Source organism: Rhodococcus sp. FH8, from assembly GCF_019266085.1.
Taxonomy (GTDB): domain Bacteria; phylum Actinomycetota; class Actinomycetes; order Mycobacteriales; family Mycobacteriaceae; genus Rhodococcus_F; species Rhodococcus_F qingshengii.
In genome coordinates, this window is record NZ_LPNQ01000078.1 from 380,099 (window position 1) to 392,063 (window position 11,965).

At 59.8% G+C, this 11,965-nt stretch carries 6 protein-coding genes; 5 read left to right on the plus strand and 1 reads right to left on the minus strand.

Annotation, left to right across the window (positions count from 1 at the left end; all coding sequences use genetic code 11):
• The first annotated feature begins 391 nt into the window (after positions 1-391).
• From ATN38_RS25605 to ATN38_RS25625, 5 genes are read left to right on the plus strand one after another with little or no spacing between them, the layout of a single operon-like run.
• Positions 392-2,350 carry a hypothetical protein gene (locus tag ATN38_RS25605; protein ID WP_218748924.1) on the plus strand — a complete coding sequence of 653 codons (1,959 nt, stop codon included), beginning with the start codon at positions 392-394 and terminating at the stop codon, positions 2,348-2,350.
• On the plus strand, positions 2,350-3,954 hold the full coding sequence (locus ATN38_RS25610) for a class I SAM-dependent DNA methyltransferase (protein ID WP_218748926.1): 1,605 nt from the start codon (positions 2,350-2,352) through the stop codon (positions 3,952-3,954). Before ATN38_RS25605 ends, ATN38_RS25610 begins: the two co-directional genes overlap by 1 nt.
• On the plus strand, positions 3,951-5,108 hold the full coding sequence (locus tag ATN38_RS25615) for a restriction endonuclease subunit S (RefSeq protein ID WP_218748928.1): 1,158 nt from the start codon (positions 3,951-3,953) through the stop codon (positions 5,106-5,108). Before ATN38_RS25610 ends, ATN38_RS25615 begins: the two co-directional genes overlap by 4 nt.
• A 13-nt stretch (positions 5,109-5,121) precedes the next feature.
• Positions 5,122-8,343: a type I restriction endonuclease subunit R gene (locus ATN38_RS25620; RefSeq protein ID WP_218748930.1), complete on the plus strand. Its 3,222-nt coding sequence runs from the start codon at positions 5,122-5,124 to the stop codon at positions 8,341-8,343.
• 10 nt (positions 8,344-8,353) lie between these two features.
• Complete coding sequence (locus ATN38_RS25625) at positions 8,354-10,729, plus strand: ATP-binding protein (protein WP_218748932.1); 2,376 nt, start codon at positions 8,354-8,356, stop codon at positions 10,727-10,729.
• Positions 10,730-10,872: 143 nt separating this feature from the next.
• Here the strand turns inward: ATN38_RS25625 and ATN38_RS25630 are convergent, their stop codons facing one another.
• Positions 10,873-11,895, minus strand: a complete 1,023-nt coding sequence (locus tag ATN38_RS25630; RefSeq protein ID WP_218748939.1) for a LacI family DNA-binding transcriptional regulator — start codon at positions 11,893-11,895, stop codon at positions 10,873-10,875.
• Positions 11,896-11,965 lie beyond the last annotated feature (70 nt).

Genomic DNA, 11,965 nt, shown 5'->3' on the forward strand with positions numbered 1-11,965 from the left:
CGCCACAGGCGTATGCACGATTCTCAAGTTTTCCTCGGTACTTTCCCTTTGCGCGCCGGACCCGTAGCTGTTGCGCGTTACGGAGTGCCGACGCGGCGGCATGTTCCGTCGGCAACCGTCGTTTACCTGTCGGACATATCGGGTCTTCGAGCTTCCAGGGTTCGCAGCCAGGTGCAGCCATTCTGTACAACCCGTCGAGTTGCGTTCGGCTGCGGGGATTCATCCGGTGTCGAGTCATTGTCGGTCCCTCCGTGAGGTGTGACTCGATCATTGGAACGGCAGAACGCTGTTGCAACCATAGGACTGATAAGAGTACTTATCAGTAGTTTGTCATCTGCTTTACGCTCAGTCGGCTAACGTATGGCAGACGGAAGCGGAAGGAGGCCAGGCAGTGCAAACCATGACCATGCAAACCTTGACAATGCAGGGAATCGCGCAGCTCGCACGGGTGAAGCGGCCCGTCGTCTCCATGTGGCGGGCGCGTTTCGCCTCCTCCGACCAGCAGTTTCCGGCGCCGGTCAATGAGAGCCCTCTTCAGTTCGACGCTCGAATGGTAATTCAGTGGCTTCGCGAAACGGGCCACGGAAACAACATCGACGCAGAAATCGAATCACCCCTTCACTCGTCCGCGTTCGAACGTGTGATGCAAGATGTCGAGGGTGCGTCCGCTCTTCTACTACTTCACCACATCACGGGTGAGCCGCTTGCCGAGTCCGATCCGATCGATACTGTACTGGCAATCGACGCCCACGCGATCGGATCAGTCCTCGATCCAGCGACTGCATTCGACGCGCTGGGCGACGTCGCATTACGCGAGGCAGTTGACGAGTTGGCGGAGGCCGCCTACTCGGGAGGCAGTGCACTCCAACACGTCGTGGACAGCTTGATCGCTCCCAGCGGACCGTGGGCTGGAGAGGCCCTGACACAGACAGGCGAAGACCTGTTGACTACAGCAATTATCGAGGTTCAGCGAGCTGAACCCCGGGAGATCGCACCCTCCGGGTCTGGCAGCCTTCTATTGATGAATGCGCTCGCGAAGCGTGCTGATGAGCGCGAGCGGTGGACAGTCCGGCGCCGAGAATCATCAACCGAACGTTCCTGTGATCAAGCAGCCTGGAGAAGTATTGCTGCACAAGAATTCCCGATCGAGCCCTATACCGATATCCACGGAAACGTGGCCGCTACGACCGGCGTATTCCACATCATGCAATGGCTGTCGGTCTCGAGCGATGTCGAGTTCTTCGACCATGTCGAGGACCTACTCATGGATTTGAGCGAGCTCGACGTACTGCTGGTGGTGGGGCCTGCCAACCTCATGACAGATCGCCACGGCGCCAGCAGGCGACGGCGTCTACTCCTCCCGTCAGAGTCCTACACCGCTCCCCTACGTTATGTCGCACGACTCCCTAAGGGCCTGAGCCGATTCGGTGGGCGTCGCCGGCTCGCGCTCTGGGTCTTCGGCCGACCGTCATCCACCTGGACAGTGGTCGGATCGCATTCGGATACGAGGACAGACGTTGCCGCTCGCGAGGCGATTGCCGCGGATATCGCTACGGCGGTGTCCAATACCATCGATCTATATGCGCACGCCTTCCGCACCAGCACCGTATTGAAGTCCGACGTTTTCCTGCGACAGTCGACGTTGACCGCACCACCTACGACGGGCGTCCCGGTAGATGGCGGCGAGCGACTGGCGCGTGTATGGGAATTGGACCGGGGACTCCTCGACGGAATTGACGTGTCAGTCGCAGACTCACAGTCAGGCCACGTCACCTTCGCTCGGGCGTTGCGAGGACTCGGGCGAGATCTGGCCGGCGCCCGGATTCCCGATCAGCACCTCGCTGTCCCCCAGACAGGCTGGGTAAAGGTAATCGGTTCCAACGAAGTACGCGATCCAATGTTGCTGGGCCGGCGAGGTATCGACCGTCTCACACTAGAAGAAGTTGCACCGCGCTCTACGCTTACCGAACCTGGCGACGTTGTCTACGTCACCGTCGGTGGGTGCGATGCTTTCGTCGACCACGACGGCGGACATGCTGTCGCGACCCCGGCAAGAATCTTTCGGTGCAAAGATGACGCAAGCCATGACCGTCGACTGGTCCCGGCCGTGGTTGCTGCGAACATCGCCTCGCAACCCGGATCGGATCGCAGCACCTGGCAGTTGCAGACTGTCCCGGTCGATGCAGTCCCGGCCATCACCGAGATCGCGCGTCGTGTCGCGGCTCGAAAAAAATCTCTAATCAACGAACTTCGAGCCCTAGAGGCGCTCGACACGGAACTCGCCGAAGGGCTGTCCACAGGCAGCCTGACAGCCACAGTACATACGTCCCGCACAACGAAAGCCGAGTGATGACAACCAAGACGAAACAGCCCCTGGCGCCGTCGACAGCCAAAGAACTTCAAGACACCCTATGGAAGGCCGCTGACAAACTGCGCGGTTCCATGGACGCCAGTCAGTACAAAGACGTCGTCCTCGGCTTGGTGTTCCTCAAGTACGTCTCCGACGCCTTCGAGGAGCGCCGTGAGGCCATCAACGCCGAATTGGACGGCGAGGACGCCACCTACATCGCCGAAACCCTTGAAGACGTAGATGAATACGTCGGAAACGGCGTCTTTTGGGTGGCACCTGCAGCACGCTGGAGTTTCATCTCCGCAAATGCTACGGGAATCGCGGCCTCCGCCAGCGAAGACGCACAGAGCGTCGGGGACCTGATCGACACCGCCATGCGCCTGCTCGCCAAGGACAACGCCTCGTTGGAAGCCACCCTGCCGGCAATTTACGGACGCGATAACATCGACCAACGGCGTCTCGGTGAGCTGGTAGACCTGTTCAATTCAGCCCGGTTCACCGGCGAGGGCGCTTCGAAGGCGCGCGATCTGCTCGGTGAGGTTTACGAGTACTTCCTCGACAAATTCGCGAAGGCTGAAGGCAAACGCGGTGGAGAGTTCTACACCCCACCCGTTTTGGTGCGCACGCTGGTGGAGATTCTCGAACCCCATCACGGACGCGTTTACGACCCGTGCTGCGGGTCGGGCGGCATGTTCGTTCAGGCCGAGAAGTTCCTTGCCCAGCACAACGAGGATCCAACCAATATCGCGGTGTACGGCCAGGAACTCAACGAGCGCACCTGGCGATTGGCAAAAATGAACCTCGCAATCCACGGCATCGACTCGCAGGGACTCGGCTCCCGCTGGGGCGATACATTTGCCCGCGACATCCACCCGGAGATGCAGGCCGACTTCGTCATGGCGAATCCGCCCTTCAACATCAAGGATTGGTCGAGGAGCGAAGACGACAAACGCTGGAAGTACGGTGTGCCGCCAGCTCGCAACGCGAACTACGCTTGGATGCAACACATATTGAGCAAGCTCAAGGTGCAGGGTGAGGCTGCGATCGTCATGGCCAACGGCACCATGGCGTCGAATACCGGCGGTGAAGGTGATATCCGCCGCGCCATGCTCGAAGATGACGTGGTCTCATGCGTGATTGCGATGCCCGCCAACCTGTTCCGATCAGTGGCAATCCCGGTTTGCGTATGGTTCTTCGCCAAGGACAAGGGAATTGGCAGCAAGGGCAACATCGATCGACGCGGTGAGGTTCTCTTCATCGACGCCCGCGAACTTGGGTACATGGTCGACCGGGTCGAGCGCACCTTGTCCGATGACGATATCGAGCACATAGCCAACACCTTCCGCACCTGGCGTGGACGTGATTCTGCAAATGGGGCCTATGAGGACGTCCCGGGCCACTGCAAGAGCGCCACGCTGCAGGAAATCGAGGCAACCGGCTGGGCAGTAACACCAGGCCGATATGTCGGAGCCACCGCAGCAGAGGAAGATGATGAGCCAATCAGCGAAAAAGTCGGCCGCCTCGTCAAGGAACTTGGCGAGGCGCTCGATGCGTCCTTACGAATCGATGCAGTCCTGCGCGAGCAGCTCGGACGACTCGGATGAACTGGATTGAGTCGCGAGTTGGCGATGTAGCTGAGGTTGCCATTGGCCCTTTTGGTTCCGCGCTCAAGGCTGACCTTTATGTGGCTGACGGTATCCCCATGGTAACTGGCGGGGATCTAGGAAAGGGGCGCTGGCCCGATCTGACGGATGCACCCTGCATCGACGGCGCGACAGCCTCTCGCTTGAGTAGGTCCATCGCAGTCGCGGGCGACCTCGTGTTTCCTCATAGAGGTTCAATTGGCCGGGTCGGCATTGCCGATCGTTCAATGATGCTCTCAACCAGCATGATGAGGGCACGATTCGACAAGAGTCGTGTCAGTGCGGAGTTTGCCTACTGGTTCTTCCTCGCTGAGGGGAACCGGGATCTTCTCACAATGGCGTCGTCCGTTGGAACCCCTGGGATCGGGCAGCCCTTAACCTCACTACGATCTGTCCGGATACGCTTCCCTCACTTATCAGAACAAGATGCCATCGCCGAGGTTCTAGGGGCGCTGGACGACAAGATCGCCGCGAACGGACTGCTAGTGAATCGAGCGCTGGCGTTGGGTGAGGCGTTAGTCCGCGCCGGCGATCTCAGGCCTAAACCGCTGGAAGAGTTAGCGACTATCACGATGGGTACATCACCCCGGGGGGACTTGCTGAACGAGAATGGCGTCGGAATTCCCTTTTTTCAGGGTGTCCGTGATTTCGGAGAGATATATCCCACCAACCGCGTATTCACCTCGAATCCAGTCCGGACAGCGCCCGATGGCGCCGTTCTATTCGCGGTCCGAGCACCGGTCGGCAAGATCAACCTTGCGGGCAGTGACACCGCCATTGGTCGCGGGCTCGCCAGCATAGTATCGGATACGCAACCAGCCACTTTGTTCTTCGCGATGCGCACATTCGAGTCGGTGTGGGACGAGTTCCAAGGGGGCGGAACCGTCTTCGCGTCCATTAATGGGGCCGATGTGAAATCAACGAGGCTTCCGATGCCAACTGATCGTGAAGCTCCAGGAGTCGAGGTGAGACTGTCGGGGCTACTCGGACGCGCAATCTTAGCTGAGCGTGAATCTCAGGCACTTAACAAAGCTCGCGACGAACTCCTTCCACTACTCATGAGCGGGAAGATCACCATCAAGGACGCTGAAAAGCAAGTCGAGCAGGAGGTTTGACGTGGGTGACCCGATGAATGAAGCAGCTTGGGAACAGTGGGCTCTCGACGAACTCGGCGACCTCGAATGGCAGCCAGTACACGGAGCGACGGTTGCGCCCGGCTCAGGTGAACGCGAGTCATGGCATGAGATCGTTCTTCGGGGAACCCTCAATACCGCCTTACGTAACCTCAATCCCGAAGTGCCAGAAGAGTATCTGCAGCAGGCTATCGCCGAAGTCCTGACTCCGCAGTCTCAAGATGCAATTTCGGAGAACTACCGGCTGCACCGCGTTTTCACCGACGGATATCGAGGTATCACCTACGTCGACGAAAACGGCAGCCAGGTCAACCCCACGATTCGATTCTTCTCCGGGGATCCGGCCAAGAACCGCTACCATGTGGTCAACCAGGTAACCATCCGCAATCGTGAGTACGAGCGCCGCTTCGACGTGGTCCTCTACGTCAACGGACTGCCGCTGGCGGTGATCGAACTCAAGAAGGCCGGGGCCAAGAACACCAGTGCCGAAGGCGCTTTCAACCAGCTGCAGACATACCTGCACGAGTTCCCGATGGCTTTCCGCTTCGCTGCCGTCGTGGTTGCCAGCGACGGTGTCACCGCCCGCTACGGCACTCCGTTCACTCCATGGCACCACTTTGCGCCGTGGAACGTCGACGACGACGGCCGGCTCGTCGGCCCCGGTGAAGCTGCGCAAGACGGCGATCCCGTCACCGAACTCGGTTTGACACTCGCAGGCGTGTTCAACGTCGAACGCTTCGGACAGTTGGTGCGTGACTATATCGCCTTCGACGAGGACGCGTCGGGGCTCACCAAGCGAATTGCCAAGCCCCACCAATACTTTGCCGTCACCAAGGCTGTGGCGAGCACTGTCCGCGCAGTCGACAGCGACGGCCGTGCCGGCGTGGTGTGGCACACGCAGGGTTCAGGCAAGTCGATGGAAATGGAGCTTTACTCCGCCAAGGTGATGCGTCATCCGCGTCTGGCCAATCCAACCATTGTGGTGATCACCGACCGCACGGAGCTAGACACCCAGCTGTTCGACGGCTTCCAGCGCAGCACCCTGCTGCCCCAGTCGCCACAGCAAGTGGCCTCCAGGGAACAGTTGCGTAAGCAGCTCACCGAACGACGCACCGGGGGAATCTATTTCACCACCTTGCAGAAATTCGGCCTGTCCAAAGACGAGCGCGAGGCCGGCGCCGATCACCCAATGCTGTCGGATCGGCGCAACATCATCGTGATGGCGGACGAGGCGCACCGCAGCCACTACGACTCCATCGACGGTTACGCCGCACACCTGAAAAACGCGCTTCCGAACGCGACGTTGATCGCCTTCACCGGCACACCGATCGCCGAGGGTGAGCGCGATACCCGCAAGGTCTTCGGCGACGACATCGATATCTACGACCTACACCGGGCGGTCGCCGACGGTGCGACCGTTCCCGTGTCGTTCGAGCCTCGATTGATCAAACTCGTTCGGGTCGACGGTGTCGACGACGACGATCTGGACGACGCTGCAGAGGAAGCAACCGGGCAGCTCGACCAGGCAGACAAAGACCGCCTCCAGCGCAGCGTCGCGGTACTCGACACCGTGTACGGCGCTCCGCAGCGACTTGAGGTGCTCGCCGACGACTTCGTCAAGCATTGGGAGACGCGGTGTGAAGCGATGCGCCCCTTCATCGGCGGGTCCGGCAAGGCGATGATCGTCTGCGCTACCCGAAACATCGCTGCTCGCCTCTACGACGACATCGTCTCGCTGCGGCCGGATTGGCATGACGACGCCGACGACAAAGGAAAAATCAAGGTCGTCTACACGGCAAATCCGTCCGATTCGGCATTGATCAAAAAGCACATGCGTCGTCCCAGTGCTACTGCAGCAGTGAAGAAGAGGATCAAGAACCCTGATGACGATCTCGAGATCGTCATTGTCAAAGACATGATGCTCACCGGATTCGACGCTCCGGCACTGCACACCCTGTATCTGGACCGCCCGCTCAAGGGTGCTTTGCTCATGCAGACGTTGGCTCGGGTGAACCGTACCTATCGCGGCAAGCAGGATGGGTTGCTCGTCGCGTACGCACCGCTGGCGGAAAACCTGACGAAGGCTCTTGCCGAGTTCACACGCGACACCGATCAGACCGGCGACCGCGTTGTGGGTCGGACTGCGGACGAGGCCGCGCAGATCGTCCACGATTTGCTGTCCTCGCTCTCTGCGCTGATCGGGGACGAGTGGAAGTCGATCTTCAAGGCCGATGCGAAGAGCGGTTGGATCAAAGCGGTGCTCTCCGTGACAACCAAGCTGCGATCACCGCTGACGCCGGGCAACACTGATCCGGAGGACCCTGAGGCGCGGCCGCTGGGTGAGTCGTACCGCAATCAGTCTGCGAAGCTCGCCCGAGCCTGGGCGCTGGCCGCCGGAACAACCGAGTTGGAAACCGTTCGGTTCGAGGTGCGCTTCCACGAGGAGGTCCGCACCTGGATGGCCAAACTCGACGCCCAGGAACGGGTGTCGAAGGGTGAGCCGATTCCCGATGACATTCTCCGACGACTCGGCGACATCATCGTCACGTCGGCGGCCTCCACCGGTGTCATCGACATCTATCGGGAAGCTGGTCTGGAGCTGCCGCGCCTGGATGCTCTCACACCCACCTGGCAGAAAGAGGCGTCCGAGCCCAGCAAAGCGCACTTGGCAATCGAGGCGCTCAAGGCAAGCCTCCTTGAGGAGTCGACCACCGTCACCCGGGGCAACGAGGTACGGCGCAAACTGTTCTCCGAGCGGATCACCGATCTGATGACCCGCTACACCAATCAGCAGCTCACCGCCGCCGAAGTCATTGCCGAGTTGGTCGAGATGGCTAAAGAGGTTGTGGCCGAGGCAGACCGCGGCAAGAAATTTGAACCCCCGCTCGAATCTGACGAACTTGCCTTCTACGACGTCGTGGCGCAGAACGAGACAGCCGTCGACGTGATGGGCGACGACGTACTCGCCCACATCGCCCGAGATCTGGTGGCCGCTATGCGGCGCGACACCCGTACCGACTGGACCGTCCGCGAAGACGTCAAGGCCAAACTGCGGGCCAGCATCAAGAGATTGCTTCGCAAGTACGGCTACCCGCCGGACAAGCAACCTGAAGCGATCATCCAGGTGATGCAGCAAATGGAGGTGCTCGCACCGCGCTACGCAGAAGAGCGAGCAGACCGAATCACAGGCAACCCAGCCAAGAACCCGACGGAATAGGCAGCCCAAGATGCGCATCCGCAAGATGCTGATTCGTTGGTACAAGTCGTTCAACTACGACTACGAGTTGAAGGCGATTCCAGGCGCGACACGCAATGACTGGCAGATGACTGCCGATGGATGGCTTCCCCACGTGTCAATTGGCCTCGAACACGACATCACCTCCGTCGTCGGAGCCAACGAGTCCGGTAAGTCACACTTGCTCGATGCCATCAACATTCTTCTCACCGGAAAGAATCACAGCCAGACCGACTTCTGCCGATACTCGTCGCTGTTCTCCGTCGAGAAAGGTCAGCGGCTGTTTCCTGAAATTGGTGCTGTGTTTGCCCTGACCTCAGATGACTCAGAAGCGCTTACGGCACTGAAGATTCCCTTGCATTCCAATGGCGACCTTCTGATTCTGCGGCCCAACCCTGACGCCGTCGAGGTCCTCAATGATGCTGAGCAGCGCGTTGCGCTCGATGACGATCAACTCAAAGGCCTTGAGGAACTGCTTCCTCATGCCCATCAGCTCAAAACGCAGATCGACCTACCGGACTCGGTTTCCATCGCCTCTCTCGCCCAAAGCGTCACACCGATGGCCAGTCGAACTCGACGGCACGAACTCCTCGAAACCCTCAACGGGATCAGGTCCGTCGAAGACATCGCGCCCAGATCGGTGGCACTGGTCGAGATTTTGACGGCGACCGATCCAACTGAAACCGAACAGCAGAAACTGGGTCGACTACTGCTCACCAAGGTCGCCCGGATCGACCCGTCCGCATTCAGGGATCTCCAAGATGCCATTGCAAACGAGAAGGAAGGCCTCGTCAACGCACTCATCCAGGAGATGAACAAGTCGATCGCACGCCACCTGAACATCTCGAAATGGTGGAGTCAGGATGAAGATTTCCAACTGCGAGTATCCCCGCGAGAGCACGAACTCGTTTTCACTATCCGCGACCGCACAGGCACCGACTACTCCTTCAGCGAACGCAGCCGCGGACTCACCTATTTCCTCAGCTACTACGTTCAGCTACGGTCTCACGATCGTCCCCAGGAACGACCCGAGGTTCTCCTGATGGACGAACCAGATGCCTACCTATCAGCCCTCGGGCAGCAGGACCTCTTGCGTGTACTCGAAGATCACGCTCATCCGGAAGACTCAGACCGAACCGACCAGGTCGTGTATGTCACCCACTCCCCGTTTCTGATCAACCGAAACGCCGGTCACCGCGTCCGCGTTGTGGACAAGGGTGCTCGCGACGAAGGAACCCGCCTCGTCAAGGACGCCACCCAAAATCATTACGAGCCTCTACGAACATCGTTGGGCGCTTTCGTAGCAGAGACGGCCTTCGTCGGCGGCGACAACTTGTTCGTCGAAGGGATCGCCGATCAGATCCTGATCGCTGGAATGAACGCCAGGGTCCGCCGCAGCGGGGTCGCACCCAGCAAGTGCCTCGACCTCAACCAGGTCACTCTCGTTCCCGGAGGGTCCAACGTCGCGTACATGCTCTACCTCGCCCGCGGCCGCGATCAGTACAAACCCGCATGCGCGGTTCTCCTCGACAGCGACAAGGCCGGAGTAACCGCGCGGGCCCAGATCCAGAAGGGTGGTGCCAAGGGAAGACCCACCGTGACTGATGATCTCATCGTCATGGTCGGCGATTGGGCGACCGAAATCGGAGCGAAGTGTGAATCCGGAGTGACCATAATGGAACCCGAAGACTTAGTTCCGCTCACGCTGGCCGGCATTTCCGCACGCCGCTATGCAAAGCACCTCCTGAGCCTGGATGAGACCGAGGCAAGCAGCCTCACGGACATCGCCATCCGGACTGAAATCCAAGCGGGCACGAAATCGATGTGGGATGCCGTCGCGACAGCCTTCGAAGCAACATTTGGAACCGAGATCGGTAAGGCCGGCTTCGCAAAGGAGCTCCTTGGATACCTCAAAGAGCACGACGGTGATGAGACCCAGCTCAACGGAGTAAACGACCTCGACGCAAACTTCGCCTCCCTCATCGAGAAACTCACGGACACCCTGCGACTGGCCCGCGAACGCGAGATCGACTCCCGACGCGAACAACGAGTAGAGCGCATCATCAGAGATTTCGCGGATGATCATCCCACGGGTTGTGTCAGGGACCGCGCTGCGGCGATGCTGCGACGAATCGACGCAACCTCCGACAACACCACCGCTGGCGACGCCATTCGCGCCGGAACCGCCGCGCTCCGCCGCGATTTCGATCTCGGAACAGATCCACTCGACCGGGTTCCTGACTACAGAAACTTCCTCGACAGACTCACGAATATTCCGCTACTCGTCCGTCTCAGCGATCAGGGCCGACTGACCGAAGGAGTCTTTCAAACAACCGCAATCGAAGCCGTCGCTAACGCGTCGGTGTAAAGCGACGCGTTGTTGCCACTGACCTCAGGTTATCTGCATCGGGCAATCGAATCGTTCAGAAATTTGGGCACGCTGCTCCAAGCTCGTTAGGCCTTCGGCCTGTGCGCGGTTAGGGAGTCTCCGGACTCCTTAACCGCGCACAGCTATGTCGGGGGCATGTTGAGCGGTGTCACGACTTGAACCGGTGACGTCGTAAAGCCGAAGTGAGCGCCCATGGCGCCGTGTTCTTTCATGACCACCTGACAGGCAGTGCGAACATCCGCCCGCAGATCGTGGTGGAGCACCGCTGATATTCGCCTCTCCCCCAGCAACTTTCGATTGTCACCGTCGAGATCGTGAGCGATGAAGACACTGCACTCCCGGTTCAGTTCTTCGAACGCGTCGACCGTGGCCAGGTTGCCACCACCGATCGAATACACGGCACGGATCTGCGGATCGGATTCGAGTGCCGCTCGCACCAGTTTCCTACTCGTCTGATCCAGACCGTCACTGTTCGGAATGTCGATCAACCGTCGATGCGGAGCCGAGACTCGCATGGCGGAGCGAAATCCCATCTCCCGTTCTTCCTCCCCGCGAAAGAACCCGCTACTCATGCTCACCAGAACATTGCCTTCCCGATTCCCCAGCCACTGATCTATCAAGTACGCGGCGGTGGCTCCGGCGGCCCGGTTGTCGATGCCGATGTAGGCGGCTCGCCTGCTGCCGGCAACGTCGGTCACCAACGTGACGACCGGAATCTTTGCCGCTACGAGCCGATCGATCGCCGCCACGACTTCCGGAGTGTCGGGAGCCTTGACGATGACTCCGTGGGACCCGCGCCGGCGAATCTTGTCGAGCGTCGACGTCATCGCTTCTACCGAACCGGTTTCACGAAAGTGGAACCGAGACCGCACCACAGCGGGCGCAAGGGTCGGCAGTTCGGCCTCGAGCGCGCCGCGGACGGCGTCGGAAAACCGTGTAGGGGTTTGCAACACGACGTCGACGATGAACGTGCGGCCGACCAATTTCAATTGCGAGCGTTGGCGTTCCAGGTCCGTGATCGCCTGGCGAACCTCCGATCGTGTGCCCTCACGAACTCCAGGGCGGTCGTTGAGCACCCGGTCGACGGTGGCCTCACTCAGGCCAGACTGCTGGGCAATCTCCCGCACTTTGAATCGATGCGCCACAACTACCTCACAATGATGGATATTTGATGGTTTTTCGCTGTTGCTCGAGGTCTTCGTCACAGCCAGACTA